At 61.1% G+C, this 22,055-nt stretch carries 25 protein-coding genes and 1 tRNA gene; 16 read left to right on the forward strand and 10 right to left on the reverse strand.

Annotated elements, in window-relative coordinates:
• The first annotated feature begins 37 nt into the window (after nucleotides 1-37).
• The 4 genes from CAG34_RS14945 (at nucleotide 38) to CAG34_RS14960 (ending at nucleotide 5,472) form a co-directional block, all read left to right on the forward strand.
• Nucleotides 38-3,322 (forward strand): phage tail tape measure protein, encoded by a 3,285-nt coding sequence (locus tag CAG34_RS14945; RefSeq protein WP_085590897.1) that lies wholly within the window; start codon nucleotides 38-40, stop codon nucleotides 3,320-3,322.
• A 9-nt stretch (nucleotides 3,323-3,331) separates the two neighbouring features.
• The gene (locus CAG34_RS14950; RefSeq protein WP_085590899.1) at nucleotides 3,332-4,177 is read left to right on the forward strand and encodes a phage tail protein; all 846 of its coding nucleotides are present in this window, start codon (nucleotides 3,332-3,334) and stop codon (nucleotides 4,175-4,177) included.
• The gene (locus CAG34_RS14955) at nucleotides 4,152-4,358 is read left to right on the forward strand and encodes a tail protein X (RefSeq protein WP_031322913.1); all 207 of its coding nucleotides are present in this window, start codon (nucleotides 4,152-4,154) and stop codon (nucleotides 4,356-4,358) included. The genes CAG34_RS14950 and CAG34_RS14955 overlap by 26 nt, the downstream gene beginning before the upstream one ends.
• A 61-nt stretch (nucleotides 4,359-4,419) precedes the next feature.
• Nucleotides 4,420-5,472 (forward strand): phage late control D family protein, encoded by a 1,053-nt coding sequence (locus tag CAG34_RS14960; protein WP_085590901.1) that lies wholly within the window; start codon nucleotides 4,420-4,422, stop codon nucleotides 5,470-5,472.
• Between the two features lie 20 nt (nucleotides 5,473-5,492).
• Here the strand turns inward: CAG34_RS14960 and CAG34_RS14965 are convergent, their stop codons facing one another.
• Entirely contained in the window at nucleotides 5,493-6,635 is a 1,143-nt protein-coding gene (locus tag CAG34_RS14965; protein ID WP_085590903.1) for an acyltransferase, read from the reverse strand.
• A gap of 150 nt (nucleotides 6,636-6,785) precedes the next feature.
• Here CAG34_RS14965 and CAG34_RS14970 point away from each other — a divergent pair, with 150 nt between their 5' ends.
• The 6 genes from CAG34_RS14970 to CAG34_RS14995 all read left to right on the forward strand — a co-directional run bounded on the left by CAG34_RS14970 (nucleotide 6,786) and on the right by CAG34_RS14995 (nucleotide 8,901).
• The gene (locus CAG34_RS14970; RefSeq protein WP_085590905.1) at nucleotides 6,786-7,274 is read left to right on the forward strand and encodes a glycoside hydrolase family protein; all 489 of its coding nucleotides are present in this window, start codon (nucleotides 6,786-6,788) and stop codon (nucleotides 7,272-7,274) included.
• Complete coding sequence (locus CAG34_RS14975) at nucleotides 7,271-7,783, forward strand: DUF2514 family protein (RefSeq protein WP_085590907.1); 513 nt, start codon at nucleotides 7,271-7,273, stop codon at nucleotides 7,781-7,783. The genes CAG34_RS14970 and CAG34_RS14975 overlap by 4 nt, the downstream gene beginning before the upstream one ends.
• A 42-nt stretch (nucleotides 7,784-7,825) precedes the next feature.
• A complete protein-coding gene (locus CAG34_RS14980; RefSeq protein ID WP_085590909.1) occupies nucleotides 7,826-8,038 on the forward strand; it encodes a hypothetical protein in 213 nt (70 codons plus the stop codon).
• Nucleotides 8,039-8,061: 23 nt separating this feature from the next.
• Nucleotides 8,062-8,268, forward strand: a complete 207-nt coding sequence (locus CAG34_RS14985; RefSeq protein WP_023662106.1) for a hypothetical protein — start codon at nucleotides 8,062-8,064, stop codon at nucleotides 8,266-8,268.
• A 119-nt stretch (nucleotides 8,269-8,387) separates the two neighbouring features.
• The gene (locus CAG34_RS14990) at nucleotides 8,388-8,696 is read left to right on the forward strand and encodes a hypothetical protein (RefSeq protein WP_039615083.1); all 309 of its coding nucleotides are present in this window, start codon (nucleotides 8,388-8,390) and stop codon (nucleotides 8,694-8,696) included.
• Entirely contained in the window at nucleotides 8,686-8,901 is a 216-nt protein-coding gene (locus CAG34_RS14995) for a hypothetical protein (RefSeq protein WP_085590911.1), read from the forward strand. Before CAG34_RS14990 ends, CAG34_RS14995 begins: the two co-directional genes overlap by 11 nt.
• A gap of 1,228 nt (nucleotides 8,902-10,129) precedes the next feature.
• Here CAG34_RS14995 and CAG34_RS15005 read toward each other — a convergent pair.
• Both CAG34_RS15005 and CAG34_RS15010 read right to left on the reverse strand, forming a co-directional pair.
• Nucleotides 10,130-10,834, reverse strand: coding sequence for an SDR family oxidoreductase (locus CAG34_RS15005; protein WP_085590913.1), 705 nt, complete (start codon nucleotides 10,832-10,834; stop codon nucleotides 10,130-10,132).
• Nucleotides 10,835-10,932: 98 nt separating this feature from the next.
• Nucleotides 10,933-11,826, reverse strand: coding sequence for a LysR substrate-binding domain-containing protein (locus tag CAG34_RS15010; protein WP_025339684.1), 894 nt, complete (start codon nucleotides 11,824-11,826; stop codon nucleotides 10,933-10,935).
• A gap of 217 nt (nucleotides 11,827-12,043) precedes the next feature.
• Between CAG34_RS15010 and CAG34_RS15015 the strand changes: the two genes are divergently transcribed.
• Nucleotides 12,044-13,258 carry an aldose 1-epimerase family protein gene (locus CAG34_RS15015; protein ID WP_085590915.1) on the forward strand — a complete coding sequence of 405 codons (1,215 nt, stop codon included), beginning with the start codon at nucleotides 12,044-12,046 and terminating at the stop codon, nucleotides 13,256-13,258.
• Nucleotides 13,259-13,576: 318 nt separating this feature from the next.
• Here the strand turns inward: CAG34_RS15015 and CAG34_RS15020 are convergent, their stop codons facing one another.
• From CAG34_RS15020 to CAG34_RS15030, 3 genes are all read right to left on the reverse strand, one after another.
• Nucleotides 13,577-13,813 (reverse strand): hypothetical protein, encoded by a 237-nt coding sequence (locus CAG34_RS15020; RefSeq protein WP_075045625.1) that lies wholly within the window; start codon nucleotides 13,811-13,813, stop codon nucleotides 13,577-13,579.
• Between the two features lie 218 nt (nucleotides 13,814-14,031).
• On the reverse strand, nucleotides 14,032-15,042 hold the full coding sequence (gene adhP / locus CAG34_RS15025; protein ID WP_085590917.1) for an alcohol dehydrogenase AdhP: 1,011 nt from the start codon (nucleotides 15,040-15,042) through the stop codon (nucleotides 14,032-14,034).
• Nucleotides 15,043-15,301: 259 nt separating this feature from the next.
• Nucleotides 15,302-15,976, reverse strand: a complete 675-nt coding sequence (locus CAG34_RS15030; protein ID WP_085590919.1) for a polysaccharide lyase family 7 protein — start codon at nucleotides 15,974-15,976, stop codon at nucleotides 15,302-15,304.
• A 260-nt stretch (nucleotides 15,977-16,236) separates the two neighbouring features.
• Here CAG34_RS15030 and CAG34_RS15035 point away from each other — a divergent pair, with 260 nt between their 5' ends.
• Entirely contained in the window at nucleotides 16,237-16,434 is a 198-nt protein-coding gene (locus CAG34_RS15035; protein ID WP_075045622.1) for a hypothetical protein, read from the forward strand.
• 1 nt (nucleotide 16,435) lies between these two features.
• Here CAG34_RS15035 and CAG34_RS15040 read toward each other — a convergent pair whose 3' ends face one another.
• On the reverse strand, nucleotides 16,436-16,849 hold the full coding sequence (locus CAG34_RS15040) for a DoxX family protein (protein WP_025339679.1): 414 nt from the start codon (nucleotides 16,847-16,849) through the stop codon (nucleotides 16,436-16,438).
• 103 nt (nucleotides 16,850-16,952) lie between these two features.
• A tRNA-Leu gene (locus CAG34_RS15045) sits at nucleotides 16,953-17,037 on the reverse strand.
• 199 nt (nucleotides 17,038-17,236) lie between these two features.
• Here CAG34_RS15045 and CAG34_RS15050 point away from each other — a divergent pair.
• From CAG34_RS15050 to CAG34_RS15065, 4 genes are read left to right on the forward strand one after another with little or no spacing between them, the layout of a single operon-like run.
• A complete protein-coding gene (locus tag CAG34_RS15050; RefSeq protein ID WP_025339678.1) occupies nucleotides 17,237-17,512 on the forward strand; it encodes a hypothetical protein in 276 nt (91 codons plus the stop codon).
• A gap of 42 nt (nucleotides 17,513-17,554) precedes the next feature.
• Nucleotides 17,555-18,712, forward strand: coding sequence for a nitrogen regulation protein NR(II) (locus CAG34_RS15055; RefSeq protein WP_025339677.1), 1,158 nt, complete (start codon nucleotides 17,555-17,557; stop codon nucleotides 18,710-18,712).
• A gap of 6 nt (nucleotides 18,713-18,718) precedes the next feature.
• Nucleotides 18,719-20,164 (forward strand): ATPase domain-containing protein, encoded by a 1,446-nt coding sequence (locus CAG34_RS15060; RefSeq protein WP_025339676.1) that lies wholly within the window; start codon nucleotides 18,719-18,721, stop codon nucleotides 20,162-20,164.
• Nucleotides 20,165-20,175: 11 nt separating this feature from the next.
• Nucleotides 20,176-20,529: a response regulator gene (locus tag CAG34_RS15065; RefSeq protein ID WP_013973192.1), complete on the forward strand. Its 354-nt coding sequence runs from the start codon at nucleotides 20,176-20,178 to the stop codon at nucleotides 20,527-20,529.
• A 45-nt stretch (nucleotides 20,530-20,574) separates the two neighbouring features.
• Here the strand turns inward: CAG34_RS15065 and csrA are convergent, their stop codons facing one another.
• Both csrA and CAG34_RS15075 read right to left on the reverse strand, forming a co-directional pair.
• Nucleotides 20,575-20,772, reverse strand: coding sequence for a carbon storage regulator CsrA (csrA, locus tag CAG34_RS15070; protein ID WP_004375914.1), 198 nt, complete (start codon nucleotides 20,770-20,772; stop codon nucleotides 20,575-20,577).
• Between the two features lie 253 nt (nucleotides 20,773-21,025).
• Nucleotides 21,026-22,048: a DNA topoisomerase IB gene (locus tag CAG34_RS15075; RefSeq protein ID WP_085590921.1), complete on the reverse strand. Its 1,023-nt coding sequence runs from the start codon at nucleotides 22,046-22,048 to the stop codon at nucleotides 21,026-21,028.
• Nucleotides 22,049-22,055 lie beyond the last annotated feature (7 nt).

Here is a 22,055-nt window from a genome sequence, read left to right on the forward strand (position 1 = left end):
TGCTGTGGTGGCTCTCGGATTGAGCAGGGGGTAACCGATGGCAAAAATGCAGTTAGCCCTGGTGATCGGGGGCGCCGTCGCATCGTCGGTCGGCGCCGCGTTCAAGAACGTCGAAGGGCGCATTTCCAAGCTCGAGCAGAAGGGCAACAAGGCCAAGGTGCTCAAGAGCACCATTGGCGAAACCATGAAGCTGCAGGCCGAGTGGAAGCGGGCGCACGATGCCGGCGCCGCCGGCGCCGACAAGCTGTTGCGCAAACTCAATGGCAACCTGGATTCGCTGCGCAAGCAAGGCGTCGAGGTTGGCCGTCTGAGCCGCGAATATCAGCGCCTGGCCCGCGAGGCGAAAGGCGCCGACCTGCAGCTTAAAGGGCACCAGCAAATCGACACCGGACGCTCGGGGCTCAAGTCCAACGCGGCAGCGGCCGCAGTGGGCGTGGGCCTGGCGGCCGTGCCGACCAAGATCAGCGCCGACTATCAGGCGATCATCCGCGACATTGCGATCAAGGCCGATGCGGTCAACAAGCCCGAAGAGGTGCAGCTCAGCCGCACCGTGATTCAGACGGCCAAAGATACGGGCATGGGCCGCAATGATGTGGCCGACCTGATCAACCAGTTGGTCGGCGCCGGCATGGAGCTGGACAAGGCCATGGCCTATGCGCCGACGGCGGCCAAGTTTGCAGTCGGCCAGGGCGCCTCGGGCGTCGACACGGCCAGCATGATCATGGCGCTGCAGCAGAACGCCAAGATCACCGATCCCAAGGTCATGGAGCAGGCGCTGGAGGCCATCGCCTACCAGGGCCAGGCGGGCAGCTTCGAGGCCAGCGACATGGCCAAGTGGTTCCCGCAATTGCTTGCCGGCATGGAAAAGAACGGCATCACCGGCATGGACTCGGTTTCGTCCCTGGGCGCCATGCTGCAGGTGCAGATGAAGACTGCCGGCAGTTCGGATGAAGCGGCGAACAACTTCAAGAACTGGATGGAGAAAATCGGTTCCAGCGATGTAGTCAAGGCCTACAAGGATGCAGGTATCGACTACCAGGCCTCGCTGAACACCGGCCTGCAGAAGGGCATGAACGTTATCGAGTCCTCCATGGCGCTGGCCATGAAGTACGTCGAAGCGACAGACCCGGTGAAAGCCAAGAAGATGAAAGAGGCCCAGGCCAACATCGACAAGGAAGTCGACCCGGAGAAGGCCAGGGCGGCGCTGGAGGCGCTGGAAAAGACCCTGCGCACCGGCGACCTGTTTGCTGATATGCAGGTCAAGGCGGCGCTGACCGCCTATGCGCAAAACCGGGGCCTGTATGCCGACCTGAAAGCCGATTCGCAGAAGGCGACGGGTATTCTGGATAAGAACCTGGCCGAGCGCCGCGAAACATCGTCCCAGCAGTGGGCTGAGACGGCCCAGGCGGTTGACGATGCCATGCGCAGCATTGGCGATGCCATTCGCCCGGCCACCGACATGGCGGCGAAGGGGCTGACGGCGGTTGCCCAGGGCATCACCACGCTGTCGGACAAGTTTCCGGCGGTGATCATGGGGCTGGCAGGGTTGGCGGCGGGTATCAGCGGGTTACTGGCTGTCCGCAGCGGTGCCAAGGTTGCGCGGGGCGCGTTAAACGTTGCGCGCGGCCGCGCCTGGAGTGCACGACGCGGCGGCAAGCTCGAGGAGGCCCCGGCTGAGGCGGCGCTACCCAAGACCGGCAACCGCGTGCTCGATGCCGGCGTGGGCGTGTTGGGCAAGGTGTTTGGCACGCCGGCCAGCAATGACCCGGCCCCAGGCGTCGGCAGCGAGCCGCTGCGCGTGTTTGTGGTCAACGCCGACGCTATCGGCCGGGGCGGCGGTAGCGTGGCTAATTCGGGCCCTGCAGAGGCTGGAAGCCGTCGTGCGCGTCGTCGCCACCGGCGCCGAGCGGGGACCATGGCTGATGTGGGGCGCGCGCCAGGTGCGGCGAATGCTGCGCCGACGCGGGCGGTGCCTGCGAGCCTCCCGGCCGTGCCGGTACCGGCGGGCAAGGCGCCGGCGGTGCACCTACCGGCTACAGGTGTGGCGGCGCTCACTGGCGCGGCGGATGTAGCCGGCGAGGCGAATAGCCTGGGCCGGATGGTGCGCAGCGTGCGCGGCATCACCCGGGCCGCCGGCAAGCTGCCGGGTGGCAAGCTGATCGATGCGGTACCGGGCGCGCTCGATGTGGCGTTGAACGCCGAAACCCAGGACGAAAAGGCCGAGGGTTACGGCGGTGTGGCGGGCGGCATGGCCGGCGCCATGGCGGGCGCGGCCGCTGGTGCGGCGATTGGCTCGGTTGTGCCGATCATTGGTACCGCTGTGGGTGGCGCCATTGGTGCAGCCCTCGGTGGCCTCGGCGGGGAGTCCGTCGGCGGCTGGCTGGGCAAGCAATGGTTCGGTGAGGAACAGCCTGAGTTGGACCAGGCCGCAAGCGCTGAGCCAGCGGCGCAGCAGGGCGAGGTGCAGGATACACCGGCGCCGCCGGCCAAGGAATCGGCCCCTGTGCCGGCCCTGCCGGTTGCGGCTGCGATGCCGGCACCGGTGGTCAATGGCCTGACTTCAGTGCCGCCGGCTGGCGCAGCGCCTGCGCCGGTGGCAAAGGAATCGGCCCCTGTATCGGCGCCGCCGGTTGCGGCGGCCATGCCGGCACCGGTGGTCAAGGAACTGGCCCCGGTGGCCGCCATGCCTGTGCCGGCGGCGGTCACCACCCGGCCGGCCGCGCCGTCCAAGCCGGTCGACCAGATGACTGACGCCGAGGTCGAGCAGGCCTATGCCAAGATGCCGAAGTTCGCCCAGCGCGACCTGTTCGACGGGGTTGGCGGGTTCGGTGGTACCGGCGCGGGCCTGGGCGAGGACTTCGCCTCGACCTTGACGCTTGATGCTAAGTCCACCAAGCCACGCCCTGAGCCGCCGCCGATGGATCAGACCCAGGCGCTCGGCATGGCTGTGCGCGAGCTGCAGAAGGTGCCGCAGCTGCCGCCCTCGATTGCCCCGGTGGTTTCGCAGGTGGTCAAGGGTGGCGGTGAGCCTGGCGCCATGGGCGATGTGGTGCGCTCGCTGGTGGCCTCGGCGCAGCCGGCGGCGGCCCTCCCGGCGGCGACCAAGGCCGTCGAGAAGGCCAAGCCCGAGCCGGCGAAGGTCGACCAGTCGTTTACCTTCGCGCCGACTATGCCCATTACCGTGCATGGTGATGTGAAAGACCCCAACCAGATCGTGCGCGAAGCCGAGCAGGCGCTGCGCGTGATGTTTGAAGGGTTCCAGCGCGAGGTGGCGTCCCGCCAAGCCTCGGTCAGCTTGTTTGATGCGGCGGATGTCGCTTAAGGAGGTGCCATGGCTTACATGGAGCTGATGGGCTCGACGCTGTCGTCGCTGGTGGCGGCTGGCCAAGCCGGCCGTACCAGCCTCGACGGCATGCTGGGTCCGCTGAATGGGGCCGTCCGTGACATGACGGGCGCCGCCTCGGAGCTGGAAAGCCTGCCGATCGTTGGCCCGATGGTGGGCGAAAAGCTGCAGCGCACTATGCGGCAGATCAACGCAGCCCAGTCCGCGGTGGGGCAGGTGGCGGCAAAGTACAACCAGGCCGTTTCGGCGGCCTCGCAGGTGCAGCAGCGCCTGGGTACGCTCAAGGAGCAGGCGGCCAAGGCAGGGGCGGCGATCAATCGCATGGCCGGGAAGCTCAGTCCAAGCCTGGGCAATATCTTTCCGAGCAGTGCGCTTGGCGCCGACATGACGCCGGCGGCCGAAGCGGTGAAGCCGTTCCCGCACCTGCTGATCATCCAGCCGCAAGACCCGAAACTTAAGCCCTATTACTTCAACCTGGACACGGCCGCGTTTGACGAGCTGACGCGCAAGACCGCGTTCCGCTGGGCCGGGCAGGAGCGCCTGACGCGTGAGATTGCGCAGCAGGCGGTGGGGCAGGGTGAGGACAAGCTGACGATCAAGGGCGCGATCTTCCCGCTATTCCGGGGCGGCATCGGCCAGTTGAACGAGTTGCGCAGCATCGGCCGGCGCCTGCAGCCACTGACCCTGACCACGGGTTACGGTGAGGTGCTGGGTACCTGGTGCCTATTGAGCGTTGACGAGGAACAGGGGGCGCTGCTCGCCGGCGGCATCCCGCGCAAGCAGGGCTTTAACTTGGAGTTTGTCGCCTATGGCAATGACATGCAGAACGTCTGAGGGCGACCTGCTCGACAGTCTGTGCCACGCCTACTACGGCACCCTGGTGGGTACCGTTGAGGCTGTGTTGCAGGCCAATCAGGGCCTGGCCGAGGAGGCGCAGCCGTACCGCGCCGGCGTGCTGATCTACCTGCCGGACCTGGCAGCGGCCGAGACCGAGCAAGTCACCTTGTGGGATTGATCCCGCGTTACGCGTAACGACCCCCGCCCTGTGCGGGGTTTTTCTTTTCTGGAGCAACCCCATGAAGCCCATGTTTCAAATCGTCGCGGATGGAAAGGACATTACCGCGCTGATCAATGACCGCCTGTTGTTGCTGCGCATCTCGGACAAGCCCGGCATGGAGTCGGACGAGTTCGAGCTGCGCATTGACGACCGCGCCCAGGCCGTCACGTTGCCCTCGCGCGGGGCAAAGATCGAGGTCTTTCTAGGCTACAGCGCGCAGGCCATGGCGCGCCTGGGCAGTTACACCGTGGACGAGGTTGAGGTTACCGGCCCGCCGGACACCATCACGTTGCGCGGCAAGGCCAGCGACATGCGCGGCAGTGGCAAGACCACCCGCAGCGGCAGCTGGGAGGATGTGGCGCTGGTCAAGATCGTCAGTGACGTTGCTGCCCGCAATGGTTGGGAGGCGGGCTGTACGGTGCAAACCAAGGTGCCGCGCGTCGACCAGCGCAACGAATCCGACTTCAATTTCATAACACGCCTGGCCAAGCAGTACGACTGCACCGCCAAGGTGGCCAGCGGCAAGCTGGTGGTGCTGCCGCGCGAGGGTGGGCAGAGCACGAGCGGCAAGGCAATCGGTACCGTCAGCATCAGCCGCGCCGATGTGAGCCGCTATTCGTTCCGCCTGGGCGACCGCGGCACGCAGAAGGCGGTGAAGACCCAGCACCAAGACAAGGCCACCGGCAGGTTGAACGTGGTGGAGCTGGGCAATGACGACGCCCCGACCGGCTTGCCGGGCGTGCACACCGACCGCCATATCTACCCCAACAAGAGCGCCGCCGAGCAGGCAGCCAAGGCGCGGTTGGCCGCGTTCAACCGCAGCACCGCCGCCGTGCGCCTGGAAATGTTCGGGCGTACCGATCTGTTTGCTGAACGGACCATCAGCGCCCAGGGCTTCAAGAACGGGCTCGATGGTGAATACCTGGTGGACAGCGTGGAGCAGGTGTTTACCGCCTCTGGCTGGACCACCACCGTCGGATGCAACGGCGGCAAGAAGGGCAAGGCCACCGCCAAAGGCAAGAAGAATAAACAAACGAAGCCGCTCAAGACGGTGGATGTAGGCTTGCTCTGATTTTGTATTTGCAATGCTTCCTATGATGTTGGTGACAGTGCGTTTACCTGGTGTGTTAGTGCCTTGGAAAGGTAGTTGCTGAGTCGTATCGATGGTTCATCTACCAGTATGGTGAATACATAGGATGCTCCGATTATTACAGGGAGCAGGAAGGTCATGGCTACAATTAGTGATGTGCCATAACCAAGTGATGAAAGGTTGATTATGATAAATGACCCAAGAAATCCGATAATAGTGAAGTGGATTAGATACATTGAATAAGAAATTCTTCCGAGGAAGGCGCAGGGTCTAGCTGTTAATAAGCGTTGAAGTGATGGGAGTCCAAGAAGGCCAATGATGCAAAAGAAAGCTCCTACGATATGAGAGAGCGTAAAAATATTATTTAGCGGGATTGAGGAGATTGGGCGCCATATTAATAGGTCCTGACCAACATATGGGAATGCTCCCAAATAGAGGCCGGCTGTAAGAGCGATAATCGAAGGCGTTCGATTCATAACGGCTCGACATCCAATGACCAGATCTGCTGCTAATGTGCCCAGTACAAATCCGAGTAGATAGGAGTCTTTCAGGATGACTACGAGAGCTGCATAGACAATGACTCTCGCTCGGTACCTACCAAGGATTGGTAGGAGGGCGAATACACCAAATGAACCTATGAGTTCAGTGCGAATTGTCCAAAGGACTCGATTGTAGTCTTGCTCAGCAAATAGAAACGTTCCGATTAGCCCTTGCCATACTGCTGTCGTAATGCTGTCGAAACCAGAGAAATATTCTTTTTTTGTGTATCCAGAAAATTCCGTTGTGGCTGAAAAATTTGAGCCGAATGCAATGTAGATGAGGCAGGGTAGTAATGTGGATGCCAGAGCTGGTATTGCTAGTCTAGGATATCTCTTGATTGCTGCCTTCAAATACCATGTTGGTTTTCTGTTGTTGAAAAACGGTGCGGCAAGAACAAAGCCACTTAGGACGAAAAATATTGCTACCGCAAAGTTGCCGTTGAATATCAGGTTGAGCGGCGATGCTGATATCAGCGACTCACCGAAGTGGTCAGGTGCTGTTCGGGAAAAGGCAGCAGGGAGGTATAGCTGTACGAAGTGGCAGAAAACTACAGCTAGCGCCGCCAATCCGCGTAGCCCATCAAGATGTAAGTAACGTTCGTTCATCGCTCAGCCTTCCATTAGACCGCGCGATTGTATTCGCATCACCTGGGTTTTCCCAATTCTTTGGTCACCGTAATCAAAATCCATAGTGGGAGCGCAGTTTTGTGCATCCGCTCTAGACCCGCAATCCGGGCATTTCGCTGGGAGAAAACCATGGCTCGACTTACTGAGGCCCAAGCCGGCGGCGCCAGTGTGCTCTGCTTCCTGGACCTGATCGCCTTTTCCGAGGGTACCTCGACCGTCAAGGGCAGCGACGACGGCTTTAACGTGCTGTATGGCGGCAGCCTGTTCCAGAGCTACGCCGATCACCCGCGGCGCAAGCTGACCTTCCCCATCAACGGAAAGCCGGTGACCAGCACCGCTGCCGGCCGGTACCAACTGCTCGAGCGTTATTGGGATGCGTACAGGGTTAGCCTTCGCTTGGCGGGCGGATTCACGCCGGAGAACCAGGACCGCATCGCGCTGCAGCAGATCCGCGAGCGCAAGGCCCTGGACGACATCAAGGCAGGCCGCATTGAGCAGGCGATTGGCAAGTGTTCGAACATCTGGGCATCGCTGCCCGGCAACAGCTACGGCCAAAATCCGCACCGCCTGGAAAAGCTGCTGGCTCAGTGGCAGAAGCTGGGCGGGGCGTTCGCATGAACTTGCTCAGCGCGGTACCAGCCTGGTGCTGGTGGCTGATCGCCCTAGTGCTGGTCGCCGGTGGGCAGCAGTACCGGGTTTTTGTCGCCAAGGGGGACGCTGCATTTGCCCGCGGCGAACTTGCCGACTACCGCTTGGAGGTGGCCGAACGCGACCGGCGCGTCGCCGCCCGGGCCAGAACCGAAGAACAACGCCGGCAAGCCGTGGCGGACGAGGAGGGTGAGAGTGCACGACAACAACTGGAACTGGCCCAAGGCCGCGCCGCTGGCGCTGAGTCTGCTGCTGATGGGCTGCGCGGGGAAATCGCCAGACTGCGGGATGGCCACCGAGCCACCTGCGATACCATCTCTGCCCAGCAGCGCCAGGCAGGAACCTCTACCATCGTGGTGCTCGGGGGATTGCTTGAAGAGTCTGACCGAATGGCGGGCAGCTGCGCAGCAGCGCTTGAGCGAAGCCGAATAGCTGGGCTGGCCTGTGAGGCGGTGGTTGACCGCACGAAGGCTCCGTAGCGCCTGCCTATAATGGGAGGTCTATCGCGACGGAGCAGGGTAATGGACAAGCGCACCTTCATTGGTATGGTCGAGGCCGGCGAGCCGCTGATCCAGCAGGCCATCGACGCCATGCGGGAGTACCACCAAGCCCAGGATCGCAACGCGCCGCCTGAAGAGATCGAGCGCCTACGCCTATTGGCGGATTCGCTATACCAAGCGGTTATCGATTACCAGTTAATCCAAGCAGGGCGGGCACCGGCTACCATTCAGTGATGGCCTCCTCAGGATGGAACCCGATGAAGTGTAAGCCGCCGATCCTTTACCCTGACCATCCCATGTACACCGACGCCGTGGACGCCATGAGGCGTTATCACGAGGCCCAGGGTGCTGGCAGGCCAGCTGATGAAGTCGAGCGGTTGCGCCTGATCGCTGAGTCGCAGTTCCAGGCGGTCACCGACTACCAGCTCAAAGCGTTAGGCGGCCCTGCTGGCCCGGTTCACTAATTGGGCCACATGCGTCGACCTCCTGCCTGAGCAAATGAGCATAGTCCGCCGAGCGGTACTGGCGCGGGTGCTTTGCCTGATGCTGAAATACTGTATCCATATACAGTATTCGGTGCAGCATGTACTTCCTCCTCGTTCGCCGCCGCGTGAATGGTGTGGCCATACCTTCCGATCAGCTGAGGAAGGTCCAGCCCCTGCGGGCCGACATCCACATCGGTGACCACCACAGTGAGCCGCTGGGCCGGGTATCGACCCAGGCCTGGGTGTTCAACCCGTCGCCCGGGCCTGACATCATTCCCCGGCTGCACGACGCCAAGCTCAATGGCATGGCTCAGCTTGGGATCAACATCAACGGGGTTGAGGAAATCGACGGTGCCCTTTACGCCCAGTCGTGGTGGTGCCGGGCGGTGGGCGACTATGGCAACTGAGCTTCCGCAGGCCTGGTTGGCCGAACTGAACGACCAGGCTGCCCTGGTGGCTGATCCTGATGGACGCGCGGCAGTGCTCGATGAGATGGCGTATGCCGCACGCCGGCGGCGAGAGGTCGATGACGGCGACCTGGTCGACATGCTGGAGATCGTCGAGTCGGCCAGGCTGTGGGCCCTTGATGAATCCGAGAGGGGTTGGGAGTAGGTCGGCAGAGCGCCGGAGGAGTGCGAAAATCGATTCCAAAACTGAAATGGCGACCCTTGCAGTATGCGGCCTATAGCCGTGCCGTTTCGTCTTTGTTTTGGAATCGATTTTGCCTTGCAGGATGCATGAATTGGGGGGTTATCACACGGTCTTGAAAACCGCTGACTAGGCGCGAAAAACAGTTCCGCAACTCCTGCTATGCCCCTTGATTTTAAAGGGCTGCAGCGAAGCTAGAAATGATTCTATGCGGAACTGATAATCGCGTAAGCTACTGAAATTCAAGGAAATGCAGGGCGGATTGCAAATCCGTCTACGCCGGTTCGATTCCGACCTCGGCCTCCACCATTCGAAAGCCCCGCAGATTAACGTCTGCGGGGTTTTTATTTGTGGGTTGAAAAAAACTACGAGTTCCGAAACTGCAGGCACACAGATGGGATGGAGGGTCGGGTTGGTTGTGGGCCTGGTAGGTCGTGAATAGCGTTCGGATGAAGTCGCCTAGTGCGCTGATGTAAGCAATTGCCTTAGAATGCTCGCCTTGCACCCCTCAAAGGAATGAATACGTGGTGAGCAATAACGCAATCTGCTGCCCGCAATGCCAAGGTCAAAACGTCCAGCTTCTGTCTATCATCCATGCTGCTGGCACTTCTCACATACAAGCAACCCACCAAGCGCAATCCCAATCCGGATTCGGACCAAGCGTGACCGTTGAAACTTCAGGTCGGCATCAGACCAATTTGGCGGCAAGCGTCGGTCCACCTCCAGGTAAGCGCTTGCTTGGCCCGGTCATCCTTACAGGGGTTGGCGCAATCATCTTGTACGATGGCCTCAAGCTTATGAACACGTTCTGGGGCGTTGATTGGACCAGGTTCTTCATAGGCGCGATATTTATCACCGTCGGTGTAATTGGATTCGTTCGCCACTGGAAATTCAACGTCGCACAGTACGACAAATTGGAAGAGTGGCGCCGCACTTGGATGTGCCACGCTTGTGGCACTCGATTCATTCCGTAAACGGTATCGAGAGGGCACCTGCGGGTGCCTTTTCTTTTGGCAGAGCTGTTCAGTATTGCGCTAGAGGAGGGGAACGATGCCGGACGCTATCGTCCCATGGCATCCCTATCAGCGAACCCTTGATCAGCCGCGCCCATATGGTCTGAAACAGATCGTCCAGCATGAAAAAACCATGTTCCATGAAACGAGGGCCGCAGCAATACTGCGGCCACGGACGATCAAATGCTGCGTGTTACGCCGCCATCGACCCTGATGTTCTGCCCGGTGATGTAGGCCGCGCCTTCGCTAGCAAGGAACGCAATGGTCGCAGCGATTTCTTCGCTGGTGCCGTAGCGCTTGAGCGGCACGCTGTCGCGGCGTTGCTCGGTGCTCGGCAAGCTGTCGATCCAGCCAGGGAGGACGTTGTTGATGCGCACGTTATCGCCGGCGAAATTGTCGGCGAAGATCTTGGTGAACGCGGCAAGGCCCGAGCGGAATACAGCAGAAGTCGGGAACAGCTCGCTGGGTTCGAACGCCCAGGCAGTGGAGATGTTGATGATCACTCCGCTCTTCTGACGCTGCATGTAAGGCGTCACCAGGCGAGTCGGGCGAATGACATTGAGCAGGTAAGTATCCATGCCCTTGTGCCAATCCTCGTCGCTGATTTCCAGGATTGGCGCGCGTGGACCATGGCCGGCGCTATTGACCAGCACATCGATACGGCCCCACTTCTCCACGACAGCGTCGACCAGGCGTTGCAGGTCTTCAACCGACTGGTTGCTACCGGTTACACCAATACCGCCGAGTTCGGCAGCCAACGCCTCGCCCTTGCCCGACGAGGAGAGAATCCCAACCTTGAAGCCGTCGGCGGCCAGGCGTCGTGCTGCCGCTGCGCCCATGCCGCTGCCACCTGCCGTGATAATCGCAACTTTTTCTACTGACATGCTGCCTCCAATCTCTCAGTGTGGATTTTTCAGGTGCATTCACCTTAGCAGCAGGCCTATTGGCGAGGGAGACAGCTAAACTTCACTATTGCGATAGATTAACTATCGACAGCTTGTTGCTTGAGCCAGTGTTGGACGACGCTCAATGAGTCCGGCTGTTTCATCTTGCGTGGCCAGACCAGATAAAACGACTTGTCGACCCTGAGTTGCTGGGTAAAAACCTGCATCAGTCGGCCTGCGGCAATGTCATCACCGACGAATGCAGGGCTGGCCAAGGCAATGCCCTGGCCGCTGATTGCCGCTTCAATGGCCAATGAGGTCTGATTGAAGCGCAGATTTCTGGCGGTGGGTTGCAGGTGATGCGGGAACAGCTCTGCAAGGAACTGAGGCCAGAAATTATGGGCATCGTGCAACATGACGAAGTCCTGCAACTGCGCAAAGCTGGCAGGTATTTCGCTGCCTTCGAACAGCCTTGGGCTGGCCACCGCAACGATTCGCTGCTCCATCAGCAGCTCGCTATTCAAACCTGCTCCGAACTCGGGCTTGCCATAGCGGACAGCGATATCCACACCATCGGTGCTGAAGTGCGACAGCCGGTCGGTTGCCAGCACACGCAAGTCGATGTCTGGGTGGCTCTGCGCAAAATTGCCCAGCCTGGGAATCAGCCATTTCGAGGCGAAGGTAGGTGTAACGCTGACTGTCAAGTGAGAAGTCTGTGGCCGAAGCAGGCGTGTTGCCTCGTCGATCATGGCCAGTGCACTGCGAATGCTTCCGCTGTAGCCCAGGCCCGCATCAGTCAACGCCAAGCCACGGGGCAGGCGTTCAAACAAACGCAGATCCAGGCTCGCCTCCAGCCCACGTATCTGCTGGGCAACTGCCGCCTGGGTCACGCCCAGTTCCTCGGCAGCCACACGGAAGTTCAAGCGGCGAGCCACCACTTCAAAAACACGCAACGCGTTCAGCGAGGGCAAATCAGGGAAACCGTCTGGCATGGCAATCAAGATTCTATCGAGTTCGGCAATTGTTCTGTCTCTCTGATGCTTTCACAAGGTTGATAACCTGATCGGGCTCGAAAGATTCACTGGGCCGAGGCTACTCCCTGAAACTAGCTAAAGAAACCTGTGCCAATCGAAAGCATCGCTAGGCTAGCTTGCTGAAACGTTTCTTCGTGTCTATAAAGGGGAACAACTCCAAGAAAGGCAACCTGTCATGCCCCTCCTCAAATTCTTCGTTGCTCTCGGCGCCCTGTCCGCAGCCTCCCACACCATGGCCTGGGATTACGTTCTGCTCGACACCGATAAAGCCGCCCAGAACTGGCAGATCACCAGCCAGCAACTTGGCGTAAAAACCGACAAGCCCTTCAGCGTTACCTTGCGCACCTTGCACGGAGGCCGGCAAGAGGGTGTCAGCATCGTCGACATCGATAACGGTACGATGAAACTTTCAGTAGTGCCGACCCGCGGAATGAACGTTTTGCAGGCGTCGGTCGGCAATGTGCGCATGGGCTGGGATTCGCCGGTCAAGGAAGTGGTCAACCCGTCCTTCATCGAACTCAATGGGCGCAATGGCCTGGGCTGGCTGGAGGGCTTCAACGAACTGGTCGCCCGCTGCGGTTACGAATGGGTCGGCCACCCCGGCGTCGACAATGGCGAGTTGCTGACCCTGCACGGTCGGGCCGCCAACATACCTGCGAACAAAGTCACCCTGCACATCGATGAGAAACCACCATACGCCATCAGCCTGCGTGGCGAACTGAAAGAGCAGGCGTTCAAGAAGGTCGACTTCTCCGTCGTGACTGAATTGGTCACCGAACCGGGCAGCGTGATGTTTGTCCTCAACGACACCCTGACCAACAACGGCGATTATCCGAAGGAATACCAGGCGCTGTATCACAGTAACTTCAGCACCCCGTTTCTGGAGCAGGGCGCTCGGTTCGCCGCGCCAGTGAAACAGGTGTCGCCGTTCAACGACAAGGCAAGGGAAGATCTGGCCGATTGGCAAACCTACCGAGCGCCCACCAAGGACTATGACGAAACGGTTTATAACGTGGTGCCGTATGCCGATGACCAGGGCAATACGTTGGCCGTGTTGCATGACAAGGCTGGCAGTCTGGGCGTTTCGGTCGGCTTCAATACTCGGACATTGCCTGTATTTTCACTGTGGAAAAATACCGATACCCAAGGCCAGGGTTATGTGACCGGGCTCGAGCCGGGAACGAGTTTTTCCTACAACCGCCGTTACCAGCGGCCACTGAACCTGGTGCCGACAATCGGACCGAAGGAACACAGGCAGTTCCACATCAGCTACAGCTTGTTGGCGGACAAGGTGGCAGTGGACAAGGCCTTGAAGCAGGTTGGCCAGATACAAGGAGGGCGCGAAACCGAGGTGCGGCAGACGCCATTGGTTGATCTGACCAAGGGGTAACGCCGGCCAGGGCATGTCGGCCTCGTCGACTAGTCAGAACTATCAAAGTTGTTGGTTTCATGCCTTTGCTGAAAGGCTGCTTTCGACCCAAAGCGGACACTGATCCAAAGCTCTGTAGTCAGTGCAGGCCTCATCGCCGGCAAGCCGGCTCCCACAGGAATATCACCAGCCTTCAGGCATGCGCTGTACTTGTGGGAGCCGCGCTTGCCGGCGATGGGCTGCGAAGCGGCCCCGGTTACAGATGTGCGCTTTGGGTCGATAGCTGTCTGTCGCCTACGGCCGCAGGATCCATCGCCCGCCGCTCCGTCCATTCAAACGCTAGCCTTCAGGCGGGGATATCCCGCAAACGAATTCATCCGATCCCAGGCGGTGCGAGCCGAACTCCACAACATAGCCAACCCCGCGGCGCTCCGCCTCGGCCCTGGCAGTCTTCTGGTCGGCATAAACATCGACGAAATGCCAGGGATGCCGGTCTCTCAGCACGCCCCATCCAAGCACCCAGCCGTCATTGTCCGGATCGGGTGGCAGGTTTTTCGCCAAGCTGCGGATGCCCATACATTGACCTCGATGTGCTAGCCAGTTTGCGGCTTGCGAAGCAACTACAAACCACGACTTGGATAAAACCGTATATGAAGCATAGCGCTTACCCGAAACCAGAGCCCAAGGCGCACCCATTGGTTCGCTTTACAAGGGGCGGAAGCCATCTCTGACCGCCCGCGCTCGAATGCAGCAGGGTAGCGTGCGCTGCACCAACAGCCAGCGCACATGGGCCATCACCCCGCGAACTGAATCACCATTCGCCCTTTGATCTTGCCGTCCAGCATCTCATCGAAGATCTGGTTGATATCCTCGATCGGCCGCAGGGTCACCTTCGGCACCACTTTCCCTTCCGCCGCAAACTGGAAAGCTTCCTGCAGGTCCTGGCGGGTACCGACCAGCGAGCCGATCACTTCGATACCGTCCAGCACCAGCCGAGGAATGTTCAGGTTCATCGCTTCCGACGGCAGGCCGACCGCAACCAGGCGGCCACCCGCACGCAGGGCATCAACGGCCGAGTTGAAGGCAGCCTTGGCAACGGCGGTAACCACGGCGGCATGGGCGCCACCGGTCTTGGCCTGGATGACCTTGGCGGCATCCTCGGTGCGTGAGTTGATGACCAGGTCGGCGCCCATCTCGCTGGCGAAGCGCAGTTGCTCTTCGTTGACGTCGATGGCGATCACTTTGGCGTTGAAGACGTTCTTGGCGTATTGCAGGGCAAGGTTGCCCAGGCCGCCGAGGCCGTAGATGGCGATCCATTGGCCAGGGCGGATGTTGGAGATCTTCACCGCCTTGTAGGTGGTCACGCCGGCGCAGGTAATGCTGCTGGCGGCAGCGGAGTCGAGCCCGTCGGGCACTTTTACCGAGTAGTCGGCCTTGACGATGCAGGCTTCGGCCATGCCGCCGTCCACGGTGTAGCCGGAGTTCTTCACTTCGCGGCACAGGGTTTCGTTGCCGCTGTTGCAATACTCGCAATGCCCGCAGCCCTGGTAGAACCAAGCCACGCTGGCGCGGTCGCCCGGTTTGAGCGAGGTGACGCCTGGCCCTACTGCCTGGACCACGCCGATGCCTTCGTGGCCTAGCACCACACCGGTCTTGTCACCGAAGTCGCCATTTTTCACATGCAGGTCGGTGTGGCACACACCGCAGCATTGCATCTTCAGCAGCGCTTCACCGTGCTCGAGGGGGCGCAGGGTTTTCTCCACCACATCCACGCGACGGCCTGGTGCAACAACAGCAGCTTTCATAGGAGCCTCCGTGTCTATCCGAATGAGCTTGGGTTATCGCCGGGTTAGCATAGCCCTTGCCGGGTGGGGCAAAACTGCTTCAGGTCATGGTCTGGGGTGGGAGGCTTGTACGCAGCAGGGCCCTGCAGGGTTCTGCGTAAGGCTCGCCACAAAAAGAAAAGCCCGCGGCAATAATGCGGCGGGCTGCAAGAACATACGGAGCAGGGCCAGTGTGCCCACCCGGATGTCAGTATTTCGTGAAGGTCAGGTCATGAGCATGTCATGCATGGCTCAGTTCCAGTTGGCTGATGACGCACACCGAGCCGTCCTCGGCAGGCGTGTCGTCGGTGTAGTCCACCTGGTTGTATACCCCACCATGGAAGTTGAGCGTGCGCGTTGCCCAGGTCGCACCCAGTTGCAGAGGCGATGTGCTGCCAATACGGCCGTTGCAGCTTGCACTGACCGTGCAGGCGCCGTTGTTCGTCACGTCGATGCTCACATCGAAACGGGCACCGAGCGGTACGTCGGCCAGCACCGTGCTGCTGCTTGTGGCCGTCTGGTTGAAGTCGGTCCGGAAGCCCACGGTGATCTTGCCCTTGTTCCAGAACACCTTGATGGGCGGGTTGTCGTCGTCTTTGACGTGCATCTGGGCAATCACCACTTTTTGCGCAAAGTTCACTTTCTGCAGTGTCATGGTCTGGTGATTGCGGTGTTGGGCGCCGCTGTTCAGTGCCCAGTATGTGGGCTCCTTCCACTCACAGCGGGTGCGGTGGGTGCTTTTGCTGGAGGCGCCCTTGGTAGGGGCGGTCATGCGGATCGAGCCGTCGCTCAGGCGGGCGATGACTTCGGGCAGGGTCGCCAGCGCCTGGGCGCCGGTCAACTCCAGCGCCACCGGGTTGGTCGCGGACTTCGGCACGGGAGTGGTGATGATGAGGTTGTCGATATACACAGCCATGGGCTTTCTCCTTGAAAAACGACAGGACCTGCATCATTTGCGAGCCTGGCCAGCATGGGCGCAGTTCACTGTGATTTGCCAAGGCTGGACGAAGGGAAAACCCAGGGGATAAAAAAGCCCGCCATGGAAGGCGGGCAAGCAACGTTTGAAGGGAGAGCCTGCAGAGTGGACCCGGCCGGTTAACCGAGCATTAAGCGGTAACGCATTGACCTGCGCAGCCGATCAGCCTATACAGGCCTGCCACCAGCCCAGGAGCCAGCATGCACGACGAAGACGACCTGCACGAACCCGAGCACGATCACCTGCTTGACCACGAATTCCTCTACGACGATTTGGAGCCTGAAGCGGATGCCCAGGGCGCCGAGGACGAGGTTGAGGAAGACGAGGAAACGCTGGATGACCTCGATGACGAGGAGCGCGATCACCCAGCCTGGTTCGACGACTGCGAAGACGACTGACTCAGCGCCCGTCTACCGAAAAACGCCCAGGGCCGCTCACTGCCAGCATCAGCAGGCCGCCCATGATGCTGAGGTTTTTCAGGAACTGGGTCATGTTGGCGCTGCGCTCAGGGTCGACCATGCTCCAGAACGGGTGGCCCAGCAGCGCCGTGCCCAGCACGAACAGCGCCAGCAGGAAGGCCAGCGGCCGGGTGTAGAAACCGAGGATCAGCAGGATGCCGACAACGAACTCCATGAGCACGGCAACTGCCGCTGCCAGCATGGGGGCAGGGGCGCCCAGTGAAGTCATGTAGCCGACCGTGCCTTCGAACCCGGTCAGCTTGCCCCAGCCAGACAAGACGAACAGGATCATCAGCAGCACACGGGCAATCAGGATAATGATGTCGCGTTGACCATCGAACAGGGAGTAGCGCATGGCGGCGTTCCAGTGGACGGGGACAAGCTCCACTCTAGCAGCTGCGCAAAGGATTGCTGGCGGGCAGCAAAAAGGCGCCGCAAGGGCGCCTTCGCAAAGAATTTGGTGCGAGTGGCGGGACTCGAACCCGCAAGGCTCACGCCGACAGATTTTAAGTCTGCTGTGTATACCAATTCCACCACACTCGCACGCTTGAAGGGGTCGTAACGACCAGCTCGCTTCTAAGCAGAAGGGCTTCGCAATCAAGCGCGCTTTATAACCCATTGTTATAGTTGAGTCAACCACAGCACCTATGATCAACAGAATGAAGGGTCGATCGATTGGGCAATTGACACCTTGCTGTCATTACGCCACTGTTGCCCCTTTATTGGATCCAAGAGTGCGGTGATGAATCAGTCCGGTACTTCCGAGCGTATCGTACGCCCACGGCTGTTCTGGCGACTGTTGTTCGTGCTGGTGGTCGTGTTGGGGGCGTTTCTCTACCTCAGCCTGATCAGCCTGGGCGGTTACCTGCTGATGTTGGGGTTCGATGCCGAACACCCTCAACCGCAGCGCCTGATGGCCCTGGCCGGTGGCGGGCTTATCCTACTGGTCGGCTTGTGGCTGCTGAAAGTGGCGATGCCGCGGCGCATCAGCCCGGTGCTGGTTGAGCCAGAGCGTTGAGCCTCGCCCTATCTTCCCTCCTGCCGTACCGGTGGAGCTCGCATGGTTTCAGCTGACTGCCTCGACCACCCTGTCATGCCTGCCCACCGCTATGAACAGCTGGTTCAGTCGGTGGTGGATTACGCCATCTACATGCTCGACCCATCCGGCCATGTGGTGTCGTGGAACGCAGGCGCGCAACGCATCAAGGGGTACCGTGCCGATGAAGTGATCGGCCAGCATTTCTCGTTGTTCTTCACCCCGCAGGATTGCACCGAAGGCCGCCCGGAGCGCTTGCTGCGCCAGGCGCTGGAGCAGGGCGTGGCGCAGGATGAAGGCTGGCGCGTACGCAAGGATGGCACGCAATTCTGGGCGCTGGCCGCGCTGGATGTGATTCGCGATGACCAGGGCCAGGTCGTCGGCCTGGCCAAGGTGACCCGGGACATCACCGACCGTCGCGAGTCGGCGCTGCAACTGGACGCGGTGCGCGCCCAGCTGTTCCAGGCACAGAAGCTGGAGGCCCTCGGCCAGTTGACCGGTGGCCTGGCGCATGACTTCAACAACATGCTTACCATCATCATCAGCTCGGCGCGCCTGGCACTGGCCACACAGGACCCGGCACGCGCCCAGCGCATGCTGCAGCATATTCTGGATGCCGGGCAGCGGGGCACCGAACTGACCCAGCAACTGCTCAGCTTTGCCCGCCACCGCAAGCTTGATGTGGCTTGTGTCGCCCCGGCGAACCTTATTGCCGCCACCCGTGGTCTACTGGAGCATGCGCTGCCCGGTTCGATTGACCTGGAGGTGGTGTTGCAACCGGACCTGCCCCTGATCGAGGTGGATGCCGGGCAATTGCAGATGGTGCTGCTCAATCTGTTGTTCAATGCCCGCGATGCCATCACGGGGCAGGGCCGGATCGGCTTGACCGTCGATGTGGTCGAACTGGCCGGCGAGGTGGAAGGCCTGCACGGCGGGTTTGTGCGTTTCGAGGTGGAAGACAGCGGCGAGGGCATAGCGCCAGCGGTACTGCCGCGGATTTTCGAACCGTTTTTCACTACCAAGCCCTTTGGCAAGGGGACTGGCCTGGGCCTTAGCCAGGTGTATGGTTTTGCCAGGCAAAGCGGTGGTGCCATTTGCGTGGACAGCGAGCCCGGCCGGGGAACTTGCATGCAGCTCTACTTGCCAATCTATCAGCAGGCGGACAGCCAACTCGACAGGTAGAACACCATGGCACAGGCACTCAGGCGGCTGGTGACGGGGATCGATGGGCTCGATGCGTTGCTCCAGGGTGGCCTGGTGGCTGGCGCGTCCTACATCATTCAGGGCCCGCCGGGCGCGGGCAAGACCATCCTCGCCAACCAGCTGGCCTGCGGGCATGTGCGCGGCGGTGGCAGGGTGCTGGTGGCTACCTTGCTGAGCGAGTCGCACGAGCGGCTGTTCCAGTACCTGGCGACCTTGGAGTTCTTTGACCCGGCGCTGGTCGGCGACCCGATCCAGTTCGTCAGTGCTTTCGACACCCTGGAGCAGGAAGGCCTGGACGCCGTGGTACGGCTGCTGCGCCAGGAAATCGCCCGCCAGCAGGCCAGCCTGCTGATCGTCGATGGTGTGCTCAATGCCCGGGTGCGTGCGGAAACAGCGCTGGACACCAAGAAATTCGTCTCCGAACTACAGGGCCATGCGGCCTTTGCCGGTTGCACCGTGCTGCTGCTGACCAGCGCCCGGCTGGAAGAAGGCAGCCCGGAGCACACCATGGTCGACGGCGTGATCGAACTGGGCGAGCAACTGTTCGGCAGCCGCGCCGTGCGCCATATCCAGCTGCGCAAGACACGGGGCAGTGCGGCGTTGTCGGGGCGCCATGAATGCCTCATCGATGGAGCCGGCATGCATGTATACCCGCGCCTGGAGTCGCTGTTCAGCCACCCCAGCCAGGCGGGCAGCGCCACCTTGGAGCGCGTCAGCAGCGGGGTGGCGACCTTGGATGAAATGCTCGGTGGCGGCCTGGCCACCGGCTCGGTCAGCCTGCTGATCGGGCCCTCGGGTATTGGCAAGACGTCATTGGGCCTGGCTTTTCTCGGTGCCAGCAGCCCGCAGGCGCCGGGGCTGCATTTCGGCTTCTACGAAACGCCGGAGCGCCTGCGAATCAAGGCCGCGTCGCTGGGTTACGATTTTGCAGCCATGGAGCAGGGCGGCAGCCTGCAGCTGTGCTGGCAGCCGACCACCGAGGGCCTGCTGGACCAGGTCGGTGCGCGCCTGCTCGAGCGAGTCGAAGCGCAAGGCAGCAAGCGCGTGCTGATCGACAGCCTGGGGGCGTTCAGCCGCCTGGCCATCGACCCGGCGCGGCTCAATGCGTTTTTCCGCGCCCTGGCCGGCGAGCTGCGCGCGCGCGATGTCAGCGTGATGCTCACCTGGGAAATGCGCGACATTTTCGGCGCGGAAATCAGCGCCCCGGCCCCGGACCTGTCGAGTATCGTCGACAACCTGATGCTGATGCGCTTCGTCGAGCTGGATTCGCAGTTGCGGCGCATGCTGTCGATCCTCAAGGTGCGTGACAGCCACCATGACCCTGCCTTGCACGAGCTGCTGATCGGGCCGCAAGGCATTACCCTGCGCAAGGCGTTCGAAGGCGCCTGCGGTGTGCTCTCGGGAACGCCGGTGCCGCAGGGGAGCGGGTGACGGGGCGGGCGATGAATACCATCCTGATCGTCGATGACGAGTACCTGATTGCCGACATCCTCGGTTTTGCCCTGGAGGACGAAGGTTTTCTGGTGGAAAAGGCGAGCAACGGCTGCAAGGCGCTGGAGGCACTGAAGGAAAAGCGCGTTCAGCTCGTTATCACCGACTACATGATGCCACTGCTCAACGGTGAGGAGCTGGTGCGCTCGATGCGTGAAGACCCGGCCTTGAGCGAGTTGCCGGTCATCCTCATGAGTGGCGCGCAGGCCAACCAGGGATGCCCGGAACTGTTCGCCGCGGTGTTCGACAAACCGTTCGACATGGACTGTATGATCGCCAAGGTGCACGAACTGCTGGGCACCTGAGGCGCGGGGCGATCAAGCGCGTCCGTGCGGCTTGAAGCAGGTCGCTCAGTGCGAGTCGTCGTGCTTTTCCGGGGCTGGGCTGCCAGCCTGGATACGCTTGAAGATCTCTTCGCGATGGACCTGGACGTCTTTCGGTGCATCGATACCGATCCTCACCTGCATCCCTTTGACGCCCAGAATGGTGACTTTGATGTCATCGTTGATGACGATGCTTTCGCCAACCTTGCGGGTGAGTATCAGCATGTAGTTCTCCTTGGTGATGTAAAAGTCCGTCGGGCTAGTTGCCACGGCGGCGGGAGCTTGTCCCTCTTCCTTCTCATTAAAGACGCTTTCGGCGGATAGTAATTCCCCGACAGACAAATTCTGTTGCGTGTCTTCAGTCGCAGGTGCCGAAGCAAACCGCCAGCGGTTTGTCGGCCAAGGTGCTCGGTGGCAAGAATAGGGGGCTTGGCGGCCAATGGGAAATTTCTTCGCATCATGGTCTGAATAGACCGGGTTAATGGTCATCCTGTTCCTCGAGTGCCTGAAGAAATAACAGCAAGGCTACTTCTTCACGGTCCAGGCCTTTGCGTACACGGTTCTTCGGCAAGTTGGCCAGGCGCCCCAGGGCATAGTGTTCAAGTACAGCCGGGTGGATGTAGCAGCGCCTGCACACCGCCGGCGTGTTGCCCAGGCGTGATGCTACCTGGCGAACGATGGCGGCGACCTGGCGCTTGGCTTCGCTCTCGGGTTCCCAGGCCAAGGGCCTGAGCAGGTCCAGGGCCAGGCTGCTGCCGGCCCAGGTGCGGTAGTCCTTGGCGGTGAAGTCGGCGCCGGTCAGCTGCTGCAGAAACTGGTTGACCTCGCTGGAGCCGACACTGTGGCGCTGGCCGTCGTCGTCCAGGTACTGGAACAGCGCTTGCCCGGGCAGCTCCATGCAGCGCTTGAGCAGGTTGGCCAGGCGCCGATCGTTGAGGCTGACGTTATGCTCGACGCCACGCTTGCCGCGGAACTGGAAGCGGATGCTGCTGCCCTTCACCTCGACATGGCGGTTGCGCAGGGTGGTCAGGCCATAGGACTGGTTTTCACGCAGGTAGCGCTGGTTGCCGATGCGGATCAGGGTGTGGTCCAGCAGGCTGACCACCAGCGCCATTACCTTTTCCCGGTCCAGGCCTGGCCGGGCAAGGTGGGCGTGCAGTTGTGCACGCAGTTTCGGCAGGGCCTGGGCAAACGCCAGCATGCGCCCATACTTGTGCTGGTCGCGTACTTCGCGCCACTGCGCATGGTAGCGGTATTGCTTGCGGCCACGGGCATCGCGACCTGTCGCCTGCAGGTGGCCTTGCGGGTCGGCGCAGATCCACACCTCGGTATAGGCCGGGGGGATTACCAGTGCAGCGATGCGGGCGAGGGTATCGCTGTCGCGCACCCGCTGGCCGTCGGCATCCAGGTAGATGAAGCGCCCCCGCCAGCGCCGCCGGGTCAGGCCCGGCTGGCTGTCGTCGACGTAGTGCAGGGAGCGCGGCAGGGGGCAGTCAAGCATGGCTGGC

Origin of the sequence: Pseudomonas sp. B14(2017) (assembly GCF_002113255.1) — a bacterium.
GTDB lineage: Bacteria > Pseudomonadota > Gammaproteobacteria > Pseudomonadales > Pseudomonadaceae > Aquipseudomonas > Aquipseudomonas putida_Z.